Below are 22,667 nucleotides of genomic sequence, written 5' to 3' on the forward strand. Positions count from 1 at the left end.
TCCAATTAGGAAACAAAGCCTTTGTACGTCCACAGATTCAAGATTAACAAATACACATCCCTCACTGCGTAAATCACGAATTGCATGCGGTGCGATAGATACACCTAAGCCAGAAGAGACTTGGGTTAACACGGTTTGCATGTTGTTGGGTTGTTTTTTTATATTTGGAGAGAATCCAGATAGGTCACATTGAGTAATGATGGAGTCAAATAATCCTACCGCTTGTTCACGTTCAAATAAGATGAAAGGGTCTTGCTGCAGTTGTTTTATTTGAATGGTGGTGTATTTAGCCAACTCGTGGGTGACGGGCAAAACAGCAACAAGCTTATCTGTATAAATCGTCACCGAGGTGTAATCATCAACAAGCAGGTTCGGCAGTGGGCGAGAGAAGCTAATATCGATCTCTCGTTTGTCCAGAGCTTCGATCTGTTCAGAAGCCGTCATCTCAACAAGATCAACATCAATATTGGGGTTTTCAGCAATATACTGTCGAACTAAACGAGGCAAAAAGCTCAGAGTTGCGCCTCCAAGATAACCAATAGTTAAAGTACCAATACAACCAGAAGAAGCTCGAATTGCGGACTGTCGCCTATATTGCTTTTATTATCAATCACAAAGACCTTGCTAGCAAACCTTAGGGTAATAACGTTTGCAAGGCTCTGGTCACTTGTGAGAGTGGGGCGATAATCCTACGTATTCAGCTTTCAAGCTTTCTGTTTTCTAGATAATTCTTTTTCAAACTTTTAGTTTTCGAGCTCTTCGTTTTCGAGATTGCGCCGAACTAAATCGTGCATTTGTTTTACAGTCATCAGTGCTAACCAGGTAATTTCTTCTACTGAACGTTGACCCGTTGTGGAAGTTGGGTTGTGGGCTTCAATCACAGATTGATAAATTGAATCGCCGCAAGCCTCTTCTATTCGCATAGCTCTATATAGTTTGGTTTATTTGAAAGCTAATCTATGAGGTTTAAGACAGTAAGATAGGGTTCAAAAATAGACAGCTTGGTAGTTGATGGAATCAGTACAGAACGAGATTCGACTTAATCCTATCTTCTCGCTGCGATTGTATTCATTGATCGAGTGGTCAAAGCCATAGGCTGTCGACGGGGCCATATATTGAGTTATGCCTTGCTGTGTCGCTGTTATTTCATCATGGCCATGACCGCAGAACACGTCACGAACGCGATATTTTCGAAGCACTTTCATCACATCAGTATCGTTCTCTAGGCGGATCGCTTTCATCCAATCTGCACCGACTGGAATGACAGGGTGGTGAACAACCACGATAGGATCATTGGCCTTTCTCAATTGTTGTTTTAGCTGAGCCATGCCGCGGTTATCAATACGCCCTGAACCAAGTGGGTGGCGGCTGTCTAGCGGCTTGAAGCTTGAGTCTAGGAACACAAACTCTCGTTCACCGATGGTGGCTTTGTCGGTGACATAAATCGTCGAGCCTTTTAGCTCTGTGCGCATTAAGCGAGAGTCATCATGATTACCCGCAATCACGTAAATGGATTGGTCGCTAATGTGTTGCCTAATGAATGCCTCTAATCGAACGTAGTCGCCAGACTTTGGGTTACAACAAATATCACCAGTCAGAAAGATGGTCTTGCATGCCGTGTTTTTGTTGACGTATTCCAGTGCTCTGCGCAGGTTCTCATAGCTGGATTCATCGGAAAGGTGGCAATCACTGATTTGGTACACGGTATTCATTGTTATTGTCCGGTAATTCGATACGTAGAATTAAAAGTGATAGAAAAATGCCTGCTAAATCAGCAGGCATTTATTGGTGTTATTTCGCTTTTGATGCGGCGTGGTGTTCAATCATGAAGGCAATAGCTTCATCGTTTAAACAAGATTTACTCACATATTGGCGCTGTTTACCGATATGCAGGATAAAACCAAGATCGGTCTGCTCAAGTTGGTCGATGTCACTCCACGCGATGGTGTTGGTCGCTTTGTGGTTTTTGTAACTTACTCCGTTAGCGTCACCTTGAAAGACAATTTTGCTGCCTGCGCCTGAGCTGATTTTTTGTCGCCATAACCACCAGGTTCTTTTGCAGTACACACTGAATGCTTCAATCACACTCAAAACAATAAAGAACCAGCCAACATAGCCGTTAGGTAATAGTTCAAACTCCAGCAGAACCACACCAAAAATAAGAAACAGTATTCCTTTTAAGTAGGCTTTTGGAAATTGAGTCGGAAGGCTAGTTTGATCATAACACTCCGCGAAAAACGTCTTGTCGAGTTTGTATTCTGTAGTGAAACCGGGTTCTTTAGACATGTGAGGCTACTTTATGGTTCTCTGTGAATGGGCTGTCAGTGGGCAGGTGTCCCACGCTGCAATTTTGCAACTTGATTATTGTATCGCTTCTCACTGTTTTTATTTAGATATTTTGGCTCTGTTTTGTAAATCGATGATACTTAACGGGTCTATTCTAACTTTAGCTATCAGACTAGTGTAGGGGCATCTTTAAAGTCACCTAAAAAATTGGTGATGGGATGGATAGACCTGTGGAGTCACCCGGTTGTTGGGACTACTGGCATTTTTGGATAAAACTTCGATCTCATTTTGTTGGTTGATGGAGTCTATAGTGATTAGTGTGCTTTATCACTGCTGTTGAGGGTGCTCTAACAGAATAAACATATGAAGCTTGCAAAGTTCATCACTGTTCACTCTGAGAGGCCATGCCCAAAGCGATACCTTGGGCATGGCCTTATTCTATTTCAGTTTTAGGATCAGTACTCGATGAATAATGACACCTGCTTAACGTTAATGAAGAAACTTCTTTCATAGGGAGAAGAGGTAAGAGCAATATCTAGTTTGTTCAACCCAGACACTCTCTTCTCATTTAATGCTTCTAATAGTTTAGAGTTGGTAAACCTAAGCGTTTGACCGGCTTCTACGTTGTTGAATGTAGTGAGTGGATTACTCCATGCTGCACATATTGTAAAAGACTCACAGAACGTGTCGTAATCCAGTGTGTTTGGAGACCAAGTTTGATTAACGATATGCGCAGTTACATTGTTGAATGGAAATTGAAGAGTTGAATCTCCGAAATCAACAATAAGCGTTGCCTGTTTAATTTTCCCTCGAACCTCACTTAAGTCAAAACTCGCTAGTGTTTCGTAGTCGTATGGGATTGAAGCCCCCGCTCTTAAGTAACCACCGACACGATGTTGCGTGACATGTGTTGCCGGGGTTGCTTGCCAGTTTTCTCTTTCCAAACCGAATAGGTTAGAGGGGAGGGTCACATTCACTGGCGGACTGAAATCAGAGGCTTGGTATGGTGGAGTTTGACCGAGAACTCCTTGTCGATAGGAGTCAACGCCACTGTAGATTAGCAGTGCGTTCAGTTCAGAAGGACCATCGGCTTGCTTAAACGTGTCACCAGGAACGGTAAACTTGATGGTGTTTTCGCCAGCCTCAAGCGGTTCTTGGAAACTCACTAGCTCTAAATACTCTCCGGCTGCACCAACGATATTTACCGAACCTGTGTAAGTTCCACTGCGCGTAACATGGATAGGAAACTCAAAACTCAGCGAATCAATGTAGGTTCCATCTTGCGACATAGTCGGTGTGGTGACTAAACTCCCCGTGACTTCAATCGGTTCGCGGCAACGCTCAAAAGATGCTAAATCAATAAATTCTTCAAACTGAATTCGAGGGGCTGAAATTCGTATGTCATCTTGAGTGATTGCGTAGATGATCGTCGGGTTGGAGGTCAAAGTAGACGCTGAATCAAACGCGCCAAAAATATCTTCAGTTGAGTACTGTAGAGTGACGATTTGCTTCGCAGGTTTGAGTTGCAGACGTTTGCTTGTGTTCAGCTCGTCAATTCCATCGGTGAGGTAACCATGAATGGCAAAATCCCCCGCGGATTTAACATCAAGTTCCAAGCGCTGCTCTAAGGCAATAACACAGCCTTCAGAGGAAAACAGTGGAGCGAGTGAGAGGCTGACAAATTCAATGTCAGAGGGTAGTACGTGGATTTTTTTACTTGTCTGGCGAGTGATAGTTGTTCCATATTCTTCAAAAGACGTTATGCCTTCAATTAGATAATCCCCTTCAGCGGGTGGAACGAAAATATTGCTGTAGACACCATCTTTAGCAATAGCATCGAAATTGACACCCTCATCTTTAAGCGTCAGGCGTGTTTTTATTCCAGCTTCATCAATGATCACTGCGCTGGTTTGGGCACCTGTGATTGGATTCCCTTTGTTTGTCAGTAATGCAGAAACGGGAACTGGTTCACCGACCACAAATTGGTTTGCAGCTATCGCCATGCCAAACGCAATAGGGGATTGGATCGCAACCTGAGCAATAATTACTGTGTTGTAACTTGGGTTTGGAAAATCAACGACGATCTTCCATTCGCCAGGTTCAGGGTTAGTTACTTCAGGCAAAAATAAATAGCTGCCCGGTAGCGGCGGACTTTGTGTGTCACCTGAAAGTATGTTCGCTTGCACATCATTGGATGATGTTGCGACTTGCCCGTTAGGCTTGACTAAATATACGGTTGCATCATCCAACGGCACGATGATTTCTGCTTTTAGGGCTTCCGCTTTGTCGATGGTAAATAGCATTGTGACTTCGTTATCGTTACTAGTCACTGGTTGAGATAGTGTCGTGCTTGTACTCATCCCAACGGGTATTGTATTACTGGCGATAGCCGGTGTGATGAAGGTACAGAAAAGACTGAACACCATCACTAATTGCTTGATGAATTTCATTGTGGCCACTCCTTAGCGCATTGAAATAATTTGTTGTAGAAAACGTTCAACGTTTTGTCCCGTTTTCATTGTTGAGTGGTTAGTCAATACGTTACCCAATGCATTGGTATAACTTGGGTTAGCGCTTGCCAAGGTCACAACAACATCATTTTCTTGCGGTACTGTTTGAATGGCTTGGTAACTGACTATGGTGATTGGATGAGCTTGTGGTCCATGCACACTTGGCATTGTGACCGATTGAGTTTGAGTATCGAGGTAGGCCGCAGAACTAAAGCTTCTTAGCGCCTGCCCAACGCGATCCCCATGGGAATAGGCCAACGATATCAGGATCTTTCTCAATAACACCGTCTTGGTTGAGATCGGCATTTGCCCCAATAGAAAATGTATTTGCAATATTGCCGCGAGTACGCATTTGGATCGCGTTTGATGCTGTATCCGTTGTTAGATCACGGATACCAGGCATTTTAGGACCCGCAAACGGAATATTTGGGAGTTGCATGTACTTGCCAGCGTAATTATTTGGATCGGTACTGACGTAACTGTAGATATCGGCGTAGTGGTCCATTTTTATCACCGACAAATCTGCTGCGACGCTACCAAGGTGAGGTGTGGAGAAAGTAGAAAGGGAGGTTATCTCAAAGGAAGGGCTAAGTGCTTTGAGGTTTTGGGTATCTAGCCCGCCTTTACTGTGTGCAATGACGTGAACTTTGTCGGATTTCAACTCATCGAGAAAACCCTGAGTTTTGTTGTTCAAGATATTAGCGTTAGTCGCTGTGGTTCCATTTTTGTCAGCAGAGAAACGAGTATAACGAATGCCATAGTCATCAAGTGTAGAAAGCACGCCTGGAGCCGTATCATCATCCCAAGTGTCTGATTGTGCAGCAATGCCATGAGCAAGAATCACAGGAATGGCAACATCAAACTCGATTGAGACCCAATCGACAGACATACACCAGTTGTCTCCCGTATTGCCAGTATCAATATCGACGCGAATCTCATTGTTTTGGCCGAACTTGATATCACTGATATCGACTTGAAGGTTAGTATCCGTCCAGCGGTTATCAGAGCCTTGCAGCGTACCTAAAGACTTTCCGTTAAAAGATACGACATCTATTTCTGGAGCAATATTACTGACGTTGGCATTGGAGTCTATGTCGAAGACCGGCATGCTAATCCTTGCGTTAGAACCGAGAACGCCTTTTTGCTGCATATCGCCCAGTTTACTTGGGGCAATTCTCCCGTCACTTTGTAAAACGTTGGGGCTGACAACCATAGGAACAGGTAAAGAGATAAGTAGAGGTCCGCCAGAAGCATAGGTACAACCGGTATCCAGACCAGGACCAGAATTGACAACATAAACGCCGAGTACTTCTTGCGGTGGGGCTATCCCAGAGCTTTGTGAACGCATCGAGAAATTACGCAATTCGTGTGAATCAGGTATATCTTCGGCACTCGCGAAACTCGGAGAAAGTAACAAAACACTGAGCGTGGCGCTCGGAATGTATAGTTTCATTTGTTTACCTTTGAGTATAGGTTATCCAAGAATTTGGTTGAAGAAAGCTCTATCTGTAGTTGTAAGGTAAAGGCTTGGAGTTTGATGTGAAATTTATTGGGTATAATTTCGGCTTGTTACTCAATTGATAAAACTGCTGCTCTATTTTTTTTCAAAATAGGAAGAGTGCGATCGTAGTTTCTGGATTGCGGAAGTTATGTCCTTATTTTCAAAAGGAGGGGGATAGTGCTCTAATATTGTTAGAACAATCTAAGTTAGTTTATGAAAGAGTAGCTAAGAATAGGAAAATCAAAGTTGGATGTAGGTTTGTTACAGAACTACATAGAGCGCGCTGTTCTGAATGGCTGACTACTAACCTAACTGGCTGTGCAAAGTTAGGTTAGTAGAAATTATGTGGCTGTTAATTCAGATTTGAGAGATAAGGGCTAGTGTTTTTTAGTAAAAATGGTAAAGGTCGCAATAAACTGAGGTTTGTTATTACATCGTTCGCTACATAGTGAAAACAGGCGACATACCGCTGTCTTGTCCACTCATTAGCAACAAGCCAATTAAGACAAGTAAAACACCACCGAATAGCTGTAAATAATGACCTGCGGCTTTTAGTGAAGCACTGTTATTCTTGTTACCTGCTGCCAAATAGCGTTTTACCAAGTTCTTGCCTGTTAGTGTCATTATAGCAATCGTCGAGGTTGTGAAAGCAGTACCAATCGCCATGGCAAAAGCACTGACAACACCCATCCAATATAGGCCAACCATGTTTGCGAAAAGCAGTACCATGATGGCTCCGGTGCACGGTCTTACGCCAATCGTCACTATAATTCCAGCATATTCTCGGAGCGTTGAGGCTTTGTTGATTGCGTCTGCATCGGCTACATGCTGGTGGCCGCACCCACAGTCGGCATGAGAATGATCTGCATGAGTGTTAGCTGCGGCTTGCATTGTGCTAGTAGCGTCGATTATCGGAGAAGGGGCTGATATTGATGAACGAAGTGCCATTGGCGAACGCGCTGAAATTGTCGCAGCTGTGTCTGTTGCGAGTGTAGTGATGGCTTTCACTTTCAGCTTAGGCTTACGCATAGCGGTGTAGATGTTTTTCAAAGCCTTCCAACATATAAGTGCGCCGACGACCGCGACTAAGGCAAAGCTTAATGAAACAAACATATTCGCTTTGTCATTCACTACTCGCATGGAAGCACTAAAGCCCCACAGCAACACGCTTACTAGTAAGATTGCGACCAATGCTTGTAAAAAAGCGGAGACGACCGTAAGCACTAAACTCGCCTTGGCTTTGGTTGGGTGAGTCGCTAAGTAAGTCGACACGATAACTTTGCCGTGCCCAGGCCCCAAAGAATGAAGCATGCCATAGATAAAGCTGAACCCGATAAGGTAACTGCCTGCGCCCCAAGGGTTGGATTTAGCTTCATAGAGCAGGTCTGCAAGTTCTGAATTGACTTCTCTTTGCCATTGAATGCTAGAGATAACTAACGATGGCCACATGGACCACAGTTGATACGCACCAATAGCAATAAGCACGAACGCGCCAGCACCAATGAGGTAGTGATTGATTTTGGATTGATTTTTCTTCATTTAACAAGAACCTATATCTGAAATCTTTCTGTTAATTAGTTGCCATGCTTAATCAGCTAGACGCTGACTTAAAGGCTGAAACGAATCACTGCGACTAAAAAGCGGGAACCGCCGCACAATGAAGCTCAACCGATTGTGTAAACAGTTGGCCTAGCGTGTTATCTGGATCTGCATCGACAGGTAAAGACATTGCATAACTCATTTGCTCTGGCGTCGGGTTAGGCTCGATTAATTCTAAATGGCATTGTCTTGCTAGTTCAGGTGACAATGTCACGTCGCTGTTGGATAGCCACGACATGTCGACAAAGTAACTAGGGTCAAAAATCAATACGCGAAGCGAGTTTCGTGTCACAGGCTTAGGTTTAGAAAGTGGTAGGTCAAATGTTAGAACCATCTTGGCTTTATCACGCTCAAACTTTGCGTTCTCAACCACCTGATATTTGATGGGCTCTTCACCATCATAAAAGTACGTGAAGTAGTGCTCGTACATCATGTTTTCGATTACAGACGCAGCGAGCTTTTTGAATGTTTCAGTTTCTGTATCGGCAGAGACGTCTTCTCCATCCAACATGTACATCGAGGTCATTGCATCAAAAGACCACTCCATAGAGAGACCGGTGATCATGCCATTCTCTCCCTCAATATGAGTTTTCATCTCTATCCAAGAGTGAGGGTGGGCATATAGATTTGGCGCAAAACACAATAATGCTAGGCCAACAGTCAAGCCCTTGAGAGAGCGAAAGCATGTCGAGAAACGGCTTACATAGCGTGTGGAGAGGCGATTGATGACATCGATTAGAATAAATGGCTGTTTCATGAGAAATGATGGTAATTTAGTGTGATGTTATATTATAACAACTCGATGCGTTGTTCACTTCAAATTATAAGCTTGTTTACATTGAAGCCGACTGCAATTCTTGATTTTCAATCCAACCTATTTTTCCTATAAACATCTTTGATTGATCCCTAATTCGACATTATTCAGACTAGTGTGTGACGTTGAATAGTCGATTAAGCTCTCGGTTGTGCGAGGCCTTTTTGTAATGGGTTTGAGCTTGGCTCTTGATAACAGGCATTAACAACGCAAAAAATACCCCCAGTAAAAATACTACCCCCTAGTATATATGGTTATTTGAAAGGTAACTGAGATAGGCTGAAGATGACGCTAAGTTTGGGTGCTTGTGATCTTAGTTATCGATCCAGTAAATCTTATTTTTCACATGATAGTTATTGGCATATGCCAATAATGGGGCGTATGCTGAACTCCTGATCATCAATAACAGGAAGTTACTATGTTATACGCAGTACCTTGTCGCGACCTTCATGTTGGCAACCACTTTGCTCGTTCCCCACAGATCGCGATTGTCGATGAACAACGACAGATAAAACAGATTGTTCCTTTGATTGACTCCGACACCTCTTGCAATAAAAAGAAGCAATGGATTTCGGTTCTCCGTTCTTACGATGTGAAATCTGTGGTGGTTCGTTATATTGGTAAGAAGATGCTGGCGCACTTGTTCAATAACGATATTCGAGTCTTGGCATCGACAGGTAAGGCAGAAATCGGGGCTTTGGATTTCGACAATCTACGGGAAGTGACCGATCTCGATTATGGTCGCGAGCCGAGAAATAGTGGGTGTGGCAATAAAACGTGCGGCGAAAACGGGCACAAAAAACAAGCTTCGATTCTAATGGTACAGCCTAATCAGCTAGGTGCTATTCGAGGGTTCCGACAATGACCTTTTTGTTGACGCTATTGGGGTTTGTCGGAGTCGTTACATTGATGGCGATAGGCGTGATTTTTTCGCGCAAGCCAATCAAAGGCAGTTGTGGAGGATTGGCGCAGTTAGATATTGAGCGTGAATGCAATTGCGAGGATGTGTGTGAAGGGCAAAGTAGAAAGCTATATCAGATTACTGAGCCATCAAGCTAAGTATCGAGCTAAGCATCAAGAGTTCTCGCTCGCTAAGTTAAATAACTTCTGGCTAACAGGTGAGTTAACTGCTTTGAATCACCAATGCGTGGCCATTGACGATGCACTTGGCGACTTTAGCTCGTGCACGCTTGATGATGTTGCCGAACGTTTGGCGAGACACCTGCATTTGTTCAGCTGCTTCAAGTTGGCTCAGGCCTTCTTGATCAGCCAAGCGCAAGGCTTCGAGCTCTTCCAATAGCAATTCTTCTTTATGAAGCTCGTCCATAGGAACACCATTGGGCTTAAAACAAGAGTAAGCCGTACGGGTACACAACTGGCGATGTTTTTTTGGTCGAGCCATATCAATCTCTAGCAATCTATGGGTAAAGGTAAGTATGAAGGTTTTCATTCCACACAATCATCGGCGTTGCCAAGTGTGCAGCCAAGGTTTTTTCAACGACAGTGCCATTTGTTTTGAAGCTATTGGCGAGCATGACACTTTAACTAAGCATGAGGCAGTAGCTAAATATAAAACCAGAGCCAAGATTGTACCAACAGATAAAGCTGAGGGCTACGATGGCATCATGCAAGGTGGCATTGTCACTACACTGCATGACAGCGCGATGTTGCATTGTCTATTTCAGAATGATATCAAGGCGATGACGGTGAGTTTAACCTCTCGTTTTCATCATCCGATTTTGATTGGTCAAGAACTGGAAGTTCGTGCCCAGTGGGTGAAAAGTAGACGTAATATCTACTTCCTAGAAAGCCAAATTACTCAGTGCGGAAAGTTATGTTCGTCGGCACAAAGTCAGTTTATGTCAGTTTCTAGCTATCAAACTTAAGCTTGGTATAGCGGTGTTGTTTTATCAGTTATAAAAGTCCAACTACGGTTTCATAATCACTGAAAATAACGTGTACGAAGAAGAGATTAACCGCGCCCTGTCGAAGATTCGTGAGTCACGAAAGTGGCGTAAAATCTTGGTCGATTATTTCGCAGATCAGTAATCGAAATTAGAGGCATATTCAAAAGCTTTTGGACTTTCGCCGTTACAGTTGATCTGAACCAGAGGCCTTGGTCTTTTTGAAGTATTTGAATGCACTCCAAACCGCGTAAGCCGCAACTCCCACAATCAATGCCGAGCGAAGGAGAATAGGCGCATCATGCTCAAGCTGACCAACATGTGGCACAATACTGGCAAACAATCGACTGGTAAAAAGCAGCCCCATTACTAACATAATTACTTTATTCATGTGACCTGCCATTCAATTGAGTACGTTGCACAGAACGAGTTTTGGGGCGATTACACGGTTAACACGCCAGACAACGATTCTGCTCAAGATAAAATCATGCGCTTCTCAAACGTAACCGTCAATGCGATATCGGCGTTAAGCCAGTAAGCTAAAATTTCGTTTTTGGAAGGGGGCTGTTCTGGTGCTGGAGTTTCGAGTTCGAGACTGTGGGAGGGCTATGACATCTTCCCGTGAAATTGATTTTCCGGATTTAATATTCTGATTTATGACCGCATGCATTCTAGGGGGGACAAATGTCCTCCTTTTTATTTGGAGAGGCGCAATAAAATAGGTGCCACTAAAACAAATAATAAAGGACACATCTATGGACCTATTCGCTCTACTTGATATCAACAATACTTTAGTCAATATCCCAATAGGGGATGGCTACGCAATGAGCTGGATTGAAGCATTCGGCACCGTGTTTGGTCTGTTGTGTATTTGGTTTGCAAGCCAAGAAAAAACCATTAACTACCTGTTCGGATTGCTGAATGTCACCTTATTTGCGGTTATCTTTTTCCAAATTCAGTTATACGGACTGCTACTTCTTCAATTGTTCTTCTTCTGTGCCAACATTTACGGTTGGTACGCATGGACACGTCCTAATGAGCAAGGTGAAACGCTAGAAGTTCGTTGGTTGAGCCAAAATAAACTAGTAGCAACGGCCGTAGCGTGTGCGATTTCTATTGCTTTGTTAACTATGTACATCGACCCATTCTTTTTTGCGCTAGCAAACATCGCGGTAGATAGCCTGAATCTATTTGGTGCGGATTTAGCGGAGCCAGTGCTTGAACCGGATGCGTTCCCATTCTGGGATGCCACGATGACCATTCTATCTATTGTTGCTCAAGTTCTTATGACACGTAAGTATGTTGAAAACTGGATACTGTGGATTGTGATTAACATTATCAGCGTTGGTATTTATGCGACGCAGGGTGTGTACGCAATGTCTGTTCAATACGCAATCTTAATGTTTATTGCGGCAAACGGTACTCGTGAGTGGGCACGCACAGCTAAACGAAACAGTGATAAATCGTTAACTCAAGCAACGGCTTCTTAGGAGTGAAGATGGCAAAGCAACCTCATATCTGCGTTGATGAAACGCAAATTGCTCCGTTAGTTATTGTTTGTGGTGAGCCAGATAGAGCGAATCGAATCGCTAACTTGCTTGAACATGCTGAACTGGTCTCTGAAAACCGTGAATATCGAATCTTCACTGGTCAATATCAAGGTAAAGCGATATCGGTTTGCAGCACGGGCATTGGTGCACCTTCAATGATCATTGCGGTAGAAGAGCTTAAGTTTTGTGGTGTGACTCATATTGTCCGAGTAGGGTCTGCAGGCGCAATGCAGTCACATATCGGGCTTGGTGAGCTAATTATTGCAGAGGGCGCGGTTCGTGATGAGGGGGGATCTGCGGCTTACGTTAAACCGTCGTATCCCGCTTATGCAAGCTTCTCCCTGCTCAAAGAGCTAGATGGGTTCTTGCAGCAGCAGTCAACACCTTACTATTTAGGAACAGTGCGCTCACACGATAGCTTTTATACCGATGACGAGAAGGCGCTTTGTCAGTACTGGAATGGCAAAGGCATTTTAGGTGCAGACATGGAAACATCCGCGCTGCTTACCGTGGGACGCTTGAGAGGGCTTAATGTCGCTTCTATCTTGAACAATGTTGTCTTGTACGAACAAGGTGTAAAGGAGGGCGTTGGGCAATATGTCGATGAGGCAGAGGTAATGATGCAAGGAGAGCGGCTAGCGTCATTAGCGGCACTGGAAGCATTAATTACTCAATAAGAGCCTGAATAAATGCAAGACGAAAGCGACGGGAGACCGTCGCTTTTTTATTGGGTTCTCTCCTGTGGTTTAAGTGGTTACAATCGTTTGAATATAAACAGCAGTAATGCAATGAGAGAGTAAGTATGAAGATTGCACCATACTCAAGCGGACGCTTTAAAAACTACTTAGAACAAAAAAGCTCTGAATTTAGAGATCTCATCTACCAACACCAAGTTAACTCTCGTTACTTCAATCAAAATGATGAAATCCTACGTCAAGGTGAGCAGCTTCAGTATCTTTATGTAGTGCCCGCTGGAAGAGTCTCTATGAGTATTTCGGCGGCTAATGGGCGACGCTTTCAATTGGGCGAAGTGAATTGTGATTACCATATCTTCGGTGAGATGGAGTTTTTCACGCAGACCCCTTGTCAGTGGAACGTAGTGGCTGATGAACACATGCAAGTTGATGTTATTTGCATTCAGAGATTAGCAGAAGCACTACTTGAAAATCCGGGGATGATGTTCTTCTTTGCCTCTGCATTGGCGGAAGATTATCAAGACTCTATGGGTATTTACACTAACCGTCTTTTACACTCAATTACCTACAATATTGCGTATGATTTATTGGTTCAAAGCGAGACTAACACTGTGTTAGGCGGTTTCGATAAAGTGAATCAAGAAGCAGAACGATTTGGTACATCGAGCAGAGTGTATCGAAGAGCGGTTAAAGACCTATTAGACAAGGGTTTCATCAGAAAAGGAGATCAAGGGTTAGAAATTGTCGATCAGCGAGCACTGCAAGCTTTTATTGACTCCTACGAATAATAAAAGAGCTTGGCACTTACTTAAATGCCAAGCTCGGTTTTTCAATGTTTACTATTAACTACTCGCATCTATTTATGAGCGACTTTCTCTCAGCAACTAGCAACTAGCAACTAGCCCGTAAGTGTCCGCGCACCATTACCGGCGACTAAGTATTAATCCTTAAGCTTTTGCATACATGAGTGTTCTATAACCACCGATTAAGTTGCGTGCTTTAAAGCCGTTGTTGACGAGTTGGCGATAAGCCACGTTACCACGTAACCCGACTTGGCAGTAGATTACAATCTCTTTGTCTGCTGGGAGCTCACTCATTCGATCACGCAGTTGGTCGACAGGAATGTTGATTGCGCCTTCAATAAAGCCACCATTTTCTAGTTCGCTAGGGTTACGAACATCGAGTAGGAGTTGGTTGTCGCTTAATGTTGCAATCTCATCGAAATGAATAGGTGTCGCGTCACCTTTAATAATATTGTTGGCAACAAATGCGGCTTGGTTAATCACGTCTTTGGCACTCCCGTAAGGTGGTGCATAGGTTAATTCAAGGTGTTGAAGCTGATCAACGGTCATACCTGCACGTTGAGCTACTGCCATAACATCAATGCGTTTATCAACGCCATCTTTACCGACGGCTTGCGCACCTAGTATTTTCCCTGTCTTAGGGGCGAATAACATCTTGAACGAGACAATCTCAGCGCCAGGATAGTAGCTAGCGTGGCTTGCGGTATGCACATAGACTTTTTCATAGTCGACGCCTTTACGCTTCAACTGTTTTTCATTTTTCCCTGTTGAGGCAACGGCTAGGTCAAAAATCTTACAGATAGCTGTGCCCTGTGTACCTTGATAGATTTCATTGCGTCCGAGCATGTTGTCGGCAGCCATACGACCTTGACGGTTAGCAGGGCCAGCAAGCGGAACTAGAGTTTGTGCACCTGTGACAAAGTCTTTTTCTTCGACCACATCACCCACAGCGTAGATGCTAGGATCGCTAGTCTGCATCATTTCATTGGTGTAGATACCACCTAGTTCGCCAATTTGAAGTCCTGCTTCTTTTGCTAACTTAGTCTCAGGACGCACACCGATAGCCATGATTAAGATATCAGTAGTTAATGACTCGCCATTATTAAGTGTTAATTCTAATTCACCCTCTATGTGTTGGTGCTTCTCGCTCTCGCCTGAATCAAAACTTGCGATGTGTTCGTTAGGTATATATTTCACAGACTCAAGCGCGACGCCGAGTTTTAGGTCGATGCCTTTGTCACGAATCTCCGCATGGGCAAAGCCGGCCATTTCCCGGTCTACTGGCGTCATTACTTGGTCAGCCATCTCAATCAACGAAGTCTTGATCCCAAGCTGATGAAACGCTTCCATCATTTCCAAGCCGATAAAGCCACCGCCAACAACTGTCGCGTGCTCAGGTTTATTCATTTGGATTGTTTCGATGATGCGATCCATATCTGGAATATTGCGTAGTGAATGGGTGAGGGGGTTATCGATTCCTGAGATGGGAGGAACGACGGCACCGGCTCCAGGGCTGAGTAATAAGAAGTCGTAACTCTCGCTGTAGTGATTACCATCAACAAGATTTTTGACTGTAACGGTTTTATTGGTGCGATCAATAGAGGTAACTTCGTTCATCACTCGTGCGTCAACGTTGAAGCGAGCTAAGAAGCTTTCAGGTGTTTGTAACAGAAGCTTGCTTCTATCCTCGATATCGCCACCTATGTGGTATGGCAATCCACAGTTGGCAAAAGAGACGAATGGTCCTCGTTCAAACATTATGATTTCGGCTTCTTCACTAAGACGACGAGCGCGTGCAGCAGCTGAAGCACCTCCAGCTACGCCACCGATGATTACAATTTTAGTCATACGTTTACCTATTACTGTCTCTAAGTTTAACTATACAAATTGCCGAGCATAGAGCTTGTATCTTCTTAATGATCAGTACTGGCTGGTCGCCGGCGATTGAGTAGTTTTCGAAATACCTAGATACTATAAAGATGTAAATTAGCATTGTCTAATATTTATTTTAAAGCTATCACCTCGGGATTGAGCGTTTGGTCCAAGGGCTGTGATTAGACTAAAGCACGCTAGTAAAGGTAATACGCGTTAGCGAGTCGAGTACAGGTTAGCCAAATTAACTGTCATGAGCATAATGAACAGGATCATGGATGTGTTGACTGATTACGTTCTTCAGATCTTGTTCATACAGATCTAGCCAGGCATAACGCTCGCGATACAACTTACGCTTTTGACGTTTTAGAGCTTCAAGATCTTTCCTGTTCGGGTTTGTCGGGAGACGATAGAAATAGTTATCATGCACCTGTCCATCGTGCTCTTCCCACAGACTGTCGTATTTAAGGCTGATGTCTTTGTTTTTCTTACCGTAGCGTAATGAGTTCGAGACATGACCAGACTCTTTTACCGCATAGATATTGTCGATACCCAAGTTAATAGCGAGCAGTCGTAGTGTTTCTACCATGAAGGATTTAGGTCTTAAACCGTAAAAAGCTTTGGTGAATGTGCGGCTAAATCCATTGTCATTGGCGCCACCCTGTATACCGCCGATGTAGATGTTGTTGTCGAAAACAGTAAACGAAATGGTATACATTTTTTCGAGTTGAGAGTTGGTCAATGAAATTGTCAGTTCACCTTCTTTTCTCGCGTTTCTTTCGAAGCTGAGATTAACCAGATAAACGTTGTCATCTATCTCAAGTTTTAAAAGATTGAGCCTTTCGTTATAGATTTGGTGTCTAGCTTCTGTTGCGAAGGTGTTTTCAAACCAGTCGTAGTGTTTGGATAAGATATCGATCTTTTCTTTATTGCTAAAGCCAGTACATAAGTAGGGAGTCACAAATTTAGAAAGGAAGTTGGGTTGCTTGATAAATAATAACTTTCTCTCTTCAGAGTTGAAATTATTACTCATTTTTCGAGTAGCTGAATAATAAAACAGGGCTCGAATAGTAAACTTAACTATCGCTTTGTACTTACCCTTATTTTTATGGGTATTTGCTTCAATCCCCATGCGAACGACATTCATAATCACCTCAAAGAAGAAGGATTGCTCGAACATAGTCGTGTCATGAACCCTTCCTATAATCTCACCAATAACAAGAAAATGATGATAGTGAAAAAGGTGATTTGGGTAAGTATGGATGTGTATAGCTATGTAACTCAATCAGTTACTTAGCGTTCAGATTTTGGACAGATGTGTTTGTCGCTTTAGTGGGGAGGGGTATCAATGTTATTTATTAGAGGCGCTTGCTCCTAAATCAAAAATGCCACTACAAATCTGCAGTGGCATTAGAACGATAACAAACTATCACCTTGCTTAAACCTAAACTTTAGTTCTTATATAAACTAAAGTTCTAACAGTTTAGCCAGTTCACGCTCTTCGAGAAGCTCTTCAATGCGTTGACGAGTCTTAGGCGTTTCGGCTTGCGCTTTAGTCGACTTGCCTGCTTTTTTGCTTCGGCTCGTTTTCGCTTTTTCCTTAGTCGTCATCGTAATCTTCCTTGTGTTTTTTGTGTTACAGGTTGCACGTCTCTTTTAGTGCCTTGCCCGCTTTAAATGCTGGCGTCTTTGATGCGGCAATCTGAATCTCTTCTCCGGTTCGCGGGTTACGACCAGTGCGAGCAGCTCGAGAGTTAACTTTAAAGCTACCAAATCCAAGGATCGATACGTCATCACCGTTCGCAAGCGAAGTAGAGATACCTTCAACTAGCGCATTTAGTGCTGTGCCTGCTTGGTCTTTTGAGATGTCTGCAGAAGTCGCGATGTGTTCAACTAATTGAGATTTGTTCATAATCTATATTCCTTATTGAGTACGGCTGGCGTCTACCTTTAGCACCTAGCTTATGCGATCTTATCAACAGCAATTGAAATAATGTCAGTGAGCGGGTAGAGCTTTGTAAAGTAACCAACAGAATTGACTATAAAAGCATCTGTCGGTTCAATCAATGCAATTCATTGATTATTATTGGTTTATAGACATGTTGCCCAAATTTACTTGAGAAAAGAGCATTAGGGTTGCCCGTTCGATTCATAATCCAAATCGAAGCTGTCATCTATCACGTTGATAACGAAAGAGTAAAAACAAAGAAGCCCAGCTTAATTGCTGGGCTTCATGTTGTGCTGTCAGAGCGATTTGTTAATTCAGAACTATTTAGTAATAAAAATTTGTTCTGTTTCTAGTGATGTCATCGTGCGAACTTGACGCCAAATGTAGTAGAAAATACCTAACATCATCAGCATGCTTGGGATGGCGATTGCTGGGTAGCTGTAAAGTGTCAGCTTGCCAAGTTCTTCATTAAAGGCAGCGGTGCCAGCAGGGCTAGTCACAATCCAAGTCGCTAGGAAGTAGTTCATAGCTGAAGAAAATGCGAAAGTACTCGCGAATAGGTAGTTGGATGTCATTAGACAACGATCAAACTTTGCTTGGTTACCGAACTGCTTTAGGCGCTCTTCAATAAGAGAGATATTTAACAGGGCCGGTGTGAAGATAACTTTCTGGATAAACGGGTAGCGGGTGAAGGTTGAGCCAAGAACCGCCAAACCAATTAGACCAGGGATTAATGCTTCTTTTAGTGCTAACCAACGAGTGTCTAGCTCAAAGAAACCAATACCGCCCGTCAATAGCACGCTTACAAAGCCGAGCGCAGCGATGAAGTTGAACTTCTTATTGCGGATTAACTCCATGCCACCATAAGCAATAGGGAAGGCAAGGGCAACAAGCAAAGCTAAGCCTGTTCCGAGATGCTCATCTCCACTGAACTTCATTAAAATGAATGAAGGAAGAAAGACGTTAAACACGACTTCGAAAAGAGGACTCGATTTTTTGTTTTCTGTGTTACTCATAATTTCTAAATACATTATGTTATGGATTTGTTCTCAGGGATTGTTGTTTACCTCGCCCAAGATGTAAAGCCTTAAGGCGTCATGCTGTGTAACGACATGTGACATCAACGACATCTCTGAGCCTATATAACGCTCAATTTAATACTTTGTGAGGGATGTTTATCTGGCCGACTTGGGGAAATCGAGTGGAAATTTTGGTTTAGTTTATTCAAACCTAATTCAGTTTATTGCGTTGTCGCGTACTCTCACTCACATTCACCGCTCTTAAACGATTGATGAATGTGAAATGAGGCAGAACAGAAAGGAAGAGTTATAAGCCCATTATTCGTCGAAAAGTAGGTTAAAGCTCAAAGGGATTTGGTCGGAAATCGCTAATCCACCCACGGTCGCTGAAAGTTTGTTTAGATTCTCTGTAGATATCCCAAAATCAGCGCCATTGACGATGATTGTCGAAGCTGAGCTAACCATGACAAACCCTGAGGATGGAACCACCACAACTGGGAAGTCGATCGTTTTGGTTACGCCGTGTAAAGTAACTTCCGCTGCTACTGTTGTTCTTTTTGGATCACCAGATAGCATCGACGGTTCAACCTTCCCAGAGATCTTCACTTCAGGAAAAGTCATCGATTCAAAGTAGAGTTCATTCAGTCTCTGGTCACGAATAGCGACTCCGGTGCTCACGCTTTTCAAGTCCAATACTATTGAAAACTGACCCTCTTCGGTAAGTCCTCCAGACATAGGTTTGATGGATGCGGGCTCGACAATAAACTGCTTTTTAATGGTCGCGAATGTGATGTTCGATAACTTCGGATCTAATGTGTAGACCGACTCCGCGAAAGATTGAGCGGAGATAGCGGTGCATAGGAGGCCGAATGTAGAGATTAGTTTTTTCATAAGTTGTCACCAGATTGATGAATTCACAGGTTTACGTTCTTGAGTCGTACGTTTTTAAAATGACTTTTTGGAAAGAGTGATTGAGAGAAGCTTAGTTCAGCATTCGAAAAATTACCGCAGGAAAAGAAGAGCGTCGCTGTATTACTGGAATCATGATCGACGAAGTGACTTGTTTATTTTTAGTTATGTTATAACACAACTAAAATCACTCTTGCCAAGAATAATTATTCTGTTGGTAAAAGGGAAGCGATGGGCATGTATCAAGGAGACGACGTAATGAATGCCGTGTTAACCAAGCCTTTGGCTACCAATAGCAGCCAGCCACTCAACATTAGTTCAGCTGTGAGTATTCAGGATAAGGCAAATCACAAGCCAAGCTCGAGTGCTTCTGAGCAGCCAACGGTATTAGCGGATATCTACCAAAGTGATATTAATATAGCGGTATGGCAGCGACAGTTTGATGAAGGCTTAACGACGGCAATTAGTGAATTTATCGCCTTGAATCCAAACTTTAGTAAGTCTGTTAGCGTGTCACCTGAAAATGCTTTCGATAAGTTGGAATTTGCCACCGATGGCACCGCCTCTAAAGCGCTGTTAGAAAACATGGCAGAGCTGGTGGATATGTTCTGTTGTTTGTTTGAGCTTGAAGAAGTCGGGTTACGTTTAGCCGTTCTGAATAAAGCGATGTGCCCACGTTTCCATTTTGATCAAGTGCCTTGCCGCTTGGTGACAACTTATCATGGTGTTGCGACTCAATGGTTGCCAAACGACTTAGTCGACCGTTCTAAGCTAGGGCTAGGGGCTAACGGAAAGCCTGATTCTGTTTCAGGTCTGTACAACGACGAATCTGACATCCAGAAAATGGCCAGTGGTGATGTTGCGTTATTAAAAGGGGAGCGTTGGAGTGGCAATGAGAATAGAGGCCTTGTTCACCGTTCACCAGTCACTTCATCTGACGAAACACGATTGCTGTTAACGTTGGACTTTGGTTGATCAACTTTTGACTATTTAGTTCGCAACCTGTTTCTATTCAGACGTTCAACTCATTTAAATACCTTCCTAATGAGCTAACGGCATGGCGCGATCTGTGCCGTTATTATTCTCAAACAGAGACACTCATCAGCTGACCATGTTTAGCACATTAATTCAAAATTTAGAGTTTACCATTCTCTAAATCAATGGGTTACGATGCGTGCACTTACTCACATATATCAATATTTCAGTTCCTCATCGGTTTCTTAATTTATTTTAAAGCGTAAAATATATCCCGCTTGCAAACCTCTTTGGCAACCAATTTGTTCGCCACGGTTTTTTACTTCCACATTATAGGTTTCCTATGTTCAAGAAACTCTCGCTTAAAAATAAACTGGCGATTTCAGCCAGTATGGCCATTATCCTGGGGGGGATTTTGGTCGAGGCATTGTCTTTTCGTGCTTCACTGCAAAGGTTGGATATTGAAGTTGAACAGCGTTTAGAAGGCGCATCGGCTTCTTACAATCAATATGTATCGGATTGGATCTTATCCAAAGAGCGTGCGCTTACTTCTCTTTCGAAAGAGTCCAAACAAGAAAGCTTGGTGACTCATCTAAAACAGGTTCGTGACTCAGCCTCTTTTGATAATGTCTTCTTGGCATTTCCTGATGGTTCGCAAAAGAACGCGAACGGTGTTGTGTTGCCACCGGGCAATGATGATCCACGCGTATGGGGTTGGTACACCAATGCGGTTGCGAACCCAAGCAAGGTGTTCATGGATAACCCAACGGTTGCTGCAGCAACTGGGGCGAACGTTGTTTCATTAGGAACAGCAATGCAACTGCATGGTCAACAGGTTGTGTTAGGCGCGGATGTTGAAATTACCGACATTCTTAATAGCCTAGAGCAAGTGATTCTTCCGGGTGAAGGTTACATGTTCATCGCGACCAATAAAGGCACGGTTTATACGCACCCTGACACCAAGTTACTGAACAAAAATATCAGCTCACTTGGGTTAGATTTTGCGGACGTACAAAAGGCGCTGACTAGCGGTAAAGACACTTCTATCGAGTTGAATGGCAGCGACTATGTTCTGTACGCACGTGCGATTGATGGAACGAGCCTGATTACTGTGAGCGTTGTTAACCATGACTCTCTGGTTGCGCCACTATTTGATGCAGTGATTGGTCAAGTGTTGGTGACGCTACTTGTGGTGATCGTATGTACCATACTGTTTAACCTGTTGTGTACGATTCTATTCCGCCCGTTGAACCACGTTTCTCAAGCACTGGCGCAAATCGCGAATGGTAGTGGTGATTTAACTCAACGCATTCATGTTGAAAACCAAGATGAAGTGGGCGAGTTGGCTCATAACTTCAATACCTTTGTTGGAAGCTTACAGCAGTTGATTGGCCATATCCGTGGGCAGTCAGAACAGCTAAACAGCCAGTCAGAGCAAAGTGCTCAGCGTGCGAACCGTTCGGTGGATGAGCTTAATCATCAGCAGCAAGAAATCACTATGGTCGCGACGGCCGTAACTGAAATGGCGAGCGCCACGCAAGAGATAGCATCGCATGCCGAGCAAACAGCAAAAGCGGCGCAAGATTCAGCGACAAGCACTAACAGTGGTCACGCTCTGGTTGTGGATACCAAAGGTTCAATCAATAACCTAGCCAATGAAGTTAATGAAGCGGGTAGTGTGATTAGCGAACTTAACAAGCATGCTCAAGAGATCTCGACTGTACTCGCAACGATTCAAGGCATTGCAGAACAAACCAACTTACTTGCTTTGAATGCAGCGATTGAAGCGGCTCGTGCTGGTGAACAAGGTCGTGGATTTGCTGTGGTAGCGGATGAAGTACGTGTGCTTTCACAGCGTACCCACTCTTCAACGGAAGAGATCAAATCAACAATTGATATCCTGCAGCGTACAACGGCGCAAGCGGTTGAGCTGATGGAGAGCAGTTCTAAGTTGGCAATACATTCAGTAGAAGATGCCGATCGAGCTTCGCATGCGCTTGAAGAGATCAATACTGCAGTTGCTTTGATCAGCGATATGGCGACTCAAATCGCGACGGCTGCTGAAGAGCAAACACATGTGACGGGTGAAATTACCCAGAACGTGACGACCATTAAAGATGTTACCGACCACTTAGTTGTGGGCGCACAGGACAGCTTAACTGAGTCGAACGAACTTAAGAGCCAAGCCGCTGGCTTAAGTGACAAAGTGGCGACTTTTAAGCTTGCTTAACTGGTTCGCTCACTGATGCCTGATCAGTGAGTGCACGTTAAGCAATAAGCCA

At 43.6% G+C, this 22,667-nt stretch carries 23 protein-coding genes and 2 pseudogenes; 9 read left to right on the top strand and 16 right to left on the bottom strand.

What is annotated here, in order from left to right:
- From AB4371_RS00640 to AB4371_RS00675, 8 genes and pseudogenes are all read right to left on the bottom strand, one after another.
- Positions 1 to 597: pseudogene (locus tag AB4371_RS00640) on the bottom strand (LysR family substrate-binding domain-containing protein); the annotation flags it as partial.
- Between the two features lie 389 nt (positions 598 to 986).
- Positions 987 to 1,712, bottom strand: coding sequence for a metallophosphoesterase (locus AB4371_RS00645; protein ID WP_372104631.1), 726 nt, complete (start codon positions 1,710 to 1,712; stop codon positions 987 to 989).
- Positions 1,713 to 1,791: 79 nt separating this feature from the next.
- Positions 1,792 to 2,286 (bottom strand): YcxB family protein, encoded by a 495-nt coding sequence (locus AB4371_RS00650; RefSeq protein ID WP_017059097.1) that lies wholly within the window; start codon positions 2,284 to 2,286, stop codon positions 1,792 to 1,794.
- Between the two features lie 455 nt (positions 2,287 to 2,741).
- Complete coding sequence (locus AB4371_RS00655) at positions 2,742 to 4,736, bottom strand: choice-of-anchor X domain-containing protein (RefSeq protein WP_372148621.1); 1,995 nt, start codon at positions 4,734 to 4,736, stop codon at positions 2,742 to 2,744.
- 12 nt (positions 4,737 to 4,748) lie between these two features.
- On the bottom strand, positions 4,749 to 5,054 hold the full coding sequence (locus AB4371_RS00660) for a hypothetical protein (protein ID WP_372148624.1): 306 nt from the start codon (positions 5,052 to 5,054) through the stop codon (positions 4,749 to 4,751).
- Positions 5,005 to 6,249 (bottom strand): esterase/lipase family protein, encoded by a 1,245-nt coding sequence (locus AB4371_RS00665; RefSeq protein ID WP_372148627.1) that lies wholly within the window; start codon positions 6,247 to 6,249, stop codon positions 5,005 to 5,007. The genes AB4371_RS00660 and AB4371_RS00665 overlap by 50 nt, the downstream gene beginning before the upstream one ends.
- A 489-nt stretch (positions 6,250 to 6,738) precedes the next feature.
- A complete protein-coding gene (locus AB4371_RS00670) occupies positions 6,739 to 7,836 on the bottom strand; it encodes a nickel/cobalt transporter (RefSeq protein ID WP_017067870.1) in 1,098 nt (365 codons plus the stop codon).
- A 94-nt stretch (positions 7,837 to 7,930) separates the two neighbouring features.
- Positions 7,931 to 8,653 carry a DUF1007 family protein gene (locus tag AB4371_RS00675; protein WP_372148630.1) on the bottom strand — a complete coding sequence of 241 codons (723 nt, stop codon included), beginning with the start codon at positions 8,651 to 8,653 and terminating at the stop codon, positions 7,931 to 7,933.
- Between the two features lie 475 nt (positions 8,654 to 9,128).
- Here AB4371_RS00675 and AB4371_RS00680 point away from each other — a divergent pair, with 475 nt between their 5' ends.
- Positions 9,129 to 9,575, top strand: a complete 447-nt coding sequence (locus tag AB4371_RS00680; protein WP_017059102.1) for a NifB/NifX family molybdenum-iron cluster-binding protein — start codon at positions 9,129 to 9,131, stop codon at positions 9,573 to 9,575.
- The gene (gene nqrM, locus AB4371_RS00685) at positions 9,572 to 9,769 is read left to right on the top strand and encodes a (Na+)-NQR maturation NqrM (protein WP_029235646.1); all 198 of its coding nucleotides are present in this window, start codon (positions 9,572 to 9,574) and stop codon (positions 9,767 to 9,769) included. The genes AB4371_RS00680 and nqrM overlap by 4 nt, the downstream gene beginning before the upstream one ends.
- Before the next feature lie 64 nt (positions 9,770 to 9,833).
- Here the strand turns inward: nqrM and AB4371_RS00690 are convergent, their stop codons facing one another.
- Complete coding sequence (locus AB4371_RS00690) at positions 9,834 to 10,112, bottom strand: DUF134 domain-containing protein (protein ID WP_029235478.1); 279 nt, start codon at positions 10,110 to 10,112, stop codon at positions 9,834 to 9,836.
- 34 nt (positions 10,113 to 10,146) lie between these two features.
- On the opposite strand from AB4371_RS00690, the gene AB4371_RS00695 reads away from it, so the two are divergent.
- Both AB4371_RS00695 and AB4371_RS00700 read left to right on the top strand, forming a co-directional pair.
- Positions 10,147 to 10,596, top strand: a complete 450-nt coding sequence (locus AB4371_RS00695; RefSeq protein ID WP_017065470.1) for a PaaI family thioesterase — start codon at positions 10,147 to 10,149, stop codon at positions 10,594 to 10,596.
- A gap of 34 nt (positions 10,597 to 10,630) precedes the next feature.
- Positions 10,631 to 10,759 (top strand): annotated as a pseudogene (locus AB4371_RS00700) (ABC transporter substrate-binding protein); the annotation flags it as partial.
- Positions 10,760 to 10,801: 42 nt separating this feature from the next.
- Here AB4371_RS00700 and AB4371_RS00705 read toward each other — a convergent pair.
- Positions 10,802 to 11,005 carry a hypothetical protein gene (locus AB4371_RS00705; protein ID WP_050645367.1) on the bottom strand — a complete coding sequence of 68 codons (204 nt, stop codon included), beginning with the start codon at positions 11,003 to 11,005 and terminating at the stop codon, positions 10,802 to 10,804.
- Between the two features lie 364 nt (positions 11,006 to 11,369).
- Here AB4371_RS00705 and pnuC point away from each other — a divergent pair, with 364 nt between their 5' ends.
- The 3 genes from pnuC (at position 11,370) to AB4371_RS00720 (ending at position 13,647) form a co-directional block, all read left to right on the top strand.
- Positions 11,370 to 12,104 (top strand): nicotinamide riboside transporter PnuC, encoded by a 735-nt coding sequence (gene pnuC, locus AB4371_RS00710; protein ID WP_017069647.1) that lies wholly within the window; start codon positions 11,370 to 11,372, stop codon positions 12,102 to 12,104.
- Between the two features lie 8 nt (positions 12,105 to 12,112).
- Positions 12,113 to 12,841, top strand: coding sequence for a nucleoside phosphorylase (locus AB4371_RS00715; protein WP_372148633.1), 729 nt, complete (start codon positions 12,113 to 12,115; stop codon positions 12,839 to 12,841).
- 125 nt (positions 12,842 to 12,966) lie between these two features.
- Positions 12,967 to 13,647 (top strand): Crp/Fnr family transcriptional regulator, encoded by a 681-nt coding sequence (locus tag AB4371_RS00720; protein ID WP_017067876.1) that lies wholly within the window; start codon positions 12,967 to 12,969, stop codon positions 13,645 to 13,647.
- 159 nt (positions 13,648 to 13,806) lie between these two features.
- Here the strand turns inward: AB4371_RS00720 and AB4371_RS00725 are convergent, their stop codons facing one another.
- From AB4371_RS00725 to AB4371_RS00750, 6 genes are all read right to left on the bottom strand, one after another.
- A complete protein-coding gene (locus AB4371_RS00725) occupies positions 13,807 to 15,510 on the bottom strand; it encodes an FAD-dependent oxidoreductase (RefSeq protein WP_372148636.1) in 1,704 nt (567 codons plus the stop codon).
- A 268-nt stretch (positions 15,511 to 15,778) separates the two neighbouring features.
- Positions 15,779 to 16,681 carry a VirK/YbjX family protein gene (locus tag AB4371_RS00730; RefSeq protein ID WP_133151375.1) on the bottom strand — a complete coding sequence of 301 codons (903 nt, stop codon included), beginning with the start codon at positions 16,679 to 16,681 and terminating at the stop codon, positions 15,779 to 15,781.
- 320 nt (positions 16,682 to 17,001) lie between these two features.
- The gene (locus AB4371_RS00735; protein WP_017059112.1) at positions 17,002 to 17,145 is read right to left on the bottom strand and encodes a hypothetical protein; all 144 of its coding nucleotides are present in this window, start codon (positions 17,143 to 17,145) and stop codon (positions 17,002 to 17,004) included.
- A gap of 25 nt (positions 17,146 to 17,170) precedes the next feature.
- A complete protein-coding gene (locus AB4371_RS00740; RefSeq protein ID WP_017059113.1) occupies positions 17,171 to 17,446 on the bottom strand; it encodes an HU family DNA-binding protein in 276 nt (91 codons plus the stop codon).
- 356 nt (positions 17,447 to 17,802) lie between these two features.
- A complete protein-coding gene (locus AB4371_RS00745) occupies positions 17,803 to 18,498 on the bottom strand; it encodes a VC0807 family protein (RefSeq protein WP_017059114.1) in 696 nt (231 codons plus the stop codon).
- Positions 18,499 to 18,819: 321 nt separating this feature from the next.
- On the bottom strand, positions 18,820 to 19,392 hold the full coding sequence (locus AB4371_RS00750; protein ID WP_372148638.1) for a YceI family protein: 573 nt from the start codon (positions 19,390 to 19,392) through the stop codon (positions 18,820 to 18,822).
- A 276-nt stretch (positions 19,393 to 19,668) separates the two neighbouring features.
- Here AB4371_RS00750 and AB4371_RS00755 point away from each other — a divergent pair, with 276 nt between their 5' ends.
- Together AB4371_RS00755 and AB4371_RS00760 are read left to right on the top strand one after the other, a co-directional pair.
- The gene (locus AB4371_RS00755; protein WP_017070813.1) at positions 19,669 to 20,385 is read left to right on the top strand and encodes a DUF1826 domain-containing protein; all 717 of its coding nucleotides are present in this window, start codon (positions 19,669 to 19,671) and stop codon (positions 20,383 to 20,385) included.
- Between the two features lie 343 nt (positions 20,386 to 20,728).
- Positions 20,729 to 22,615, top strand: a complete 1,887-nt coding sequence (locus AB4371_RS00760) for a methyl-accepting chemotaxis protein (protein WP_017069836.1) — start codon at positions 20,729 to 20,731, stop codon at positions 22,613 to 22,615.
- Positions 22,616 to 22,667 lie beyond the last annotated feature (52 nt).

This window comes from Vibrio sp. 10N.261.51.A3, from assembly GCF_041471965.1.
Classification (GTDB): domain Bacteria; phylum Pseudomonadota; class Gammaproteobacteria; order Enterobacterales; family Vibrionaceae; genus Vibrio; species Vibrio crassostreae_C.

What these genes read in the sequence shown, in the direction of transcription:
- AB4371_RS00645 (WP_372104631.1), bottom strand. Translation starts at nt 1,712, where the DNA reads ATGAATACCGTGTACCAAATCAGTGATTGCCACCTTTCCGATGAATCC.
- AB4371_RS00650 (WP_017059097.1), bottom strand. Translation starts at nt 2,286, where the DNA reads ATGTCTAAAGAACCCGGTTTCACTACAGAATACAAACTCGACAAGACG.
- AB4371_RS00655 (WP_372148621.1), bottom strand. Translation starts at nt 4,736, where the DNA reads ATGAAATTCATCAAGCAATTAGTGATGGTGTTCAGTCTTTTCTGTACC.
- AB4371_RS00665 (WP_372148627.1), bottom strand. Translation starts at nt 6,249, where the DNA reads ATGAAACTATACATTCCGAGCGCCACGCTCAGTGTTTTGTTACTTTCT.
- AB4371_RS00670 (WP_017067870.1), bottom strand. Translation starts at nt 7,836, where the DNA reads ATGAAGAAAAATCAATCCAAAATCAATCACTACCTCATTGGTGCTGGC.
- AB4371_RS00675 (WP_372148630.1), bottom strand. Translation starts at nt 8,653, where the DNA reads ATGAAACAGCCATTTATTCTAATCGATGTCATCAATCGCCTCTCCACA.
- AB4371_RS00680 (WP_017059102.1), top strand. Translation starts at nt 9,129, where the DNA reads ATGTTATACGCAGTACCTTGTCGCGACCTTCATGTTGGCAACCACTTT.
- nqrM (WP_029235646.1), top strand. Translation starts at nt 9,572, where the DNA reads ATGACCTTTTTGTTGACGCTATTGGGGTTTGTCGGAGTCGTTACATTG.
- AB4371_RS00690 (WP_029235478.1), bottom strand. Translation starts at nt 10,112, where the DNA reads ATGGCTCGACCAAAAAAACATCGCCAGTTGTGTACCCGTACGGCTTAC.
- AB4371_RS00695 (WP_017065470.1), top strand. Translation starts at nt 10,147, where the DNA reads ATGAAGGTTTTCATTCCACACAATCATCGGCGTTGCCAAGTGTGCAGC.
- AB4371_RS00705 (WP_050645367.1), bottom strand. Translation starts at nt 11,005, where the DNA reads ATGAATAAAGTAATTATGTTAGTAATGGGGCTGCTTTTTACCAGTCGA.
- pnuC (WP_017069647.1), top strand. Translation starts at nt 11,370, where the DNA reads ATGGACCTATTCGCTCTACTTGATATCAACAATACTTTAGTCAATATC.
- AB4371_RS00715 (WP_372148633.1), top strand. Translation starts at nt 12,113, where the DNA reads ATGGCAAAGCAACCTCATATCTGCGTTGATGAAACGCAAATTGCTCCG.
- AB4371_RS00720 (WP_017067876.1), top strand. Translation starts at nt 12,967, where the DNA reads ATGAAGATTGCACCATACTCAAGCGGACGCTTTAAAAACTACTTAGAA.
- AB4371_RS00725 (WP_372148636.1), bottom strand. Translation starts at nt 15,510, where the DNA reads ATGACTAAAATTGTAATCATCGGTGGCGTAGCTGGAGGTGCTTCAGCT.
- AB4371_RS00730 (WP_133151375.1), bottom strand. Translation starts at nt 16,681, where the DNA reads ATGAATGTCGTTCGCATGGGGATTGAAGCAAATACCCATAAAAATAAG.
- AB4371_RS00735 (WP_017059112.1), bottom strand. Translation starts at nt 17,145, where the DNA reads ATGACGACTAAGGAAAAAGCGAAAACGAGCCGAAGCAAAAAAGCAGGC.
- AB4371_RS00740 (WP_017059113.1), bottom strand. Translation starts at nt 17,446, where the DNA reads ATGAACAAATCTCAATTAGTTGAACACATCGCGACTTCTGCAGACATC.
- AB4371_RS00745 (WP_017059114.1), bottom strand. Translation starts at nt 18,498, where the DNA reads ATGAGTAACACAGAAAACAAAAAATCGAGTCCTCTTTTCGAAGTCGTG.
- AB4371_RS00750 (WP_372148638.1), bottom strand. Translation starts at nt 19,392, where the DNA reads ATGAAAAAACTAATCTCTACATTCGGCCTCCTATGCACCGCTATCTCC.
- AB4371_RS00755 (WP_017070813.1), top strand. Translation starts at nt 19,669, where the DNA reads ATGAATGCCGTGTTAACCAAGCCTTTGGCTACCAATAGCAGCCAGCCA.
- AB4371_RS00760 (WP_017069836.1), top strand. Translation starts at nt 20,729, where the DNA reads ATGTTCAAGAAACTCTCGCTTAAAAATAAACTGGCGATTTCAGCCAGT.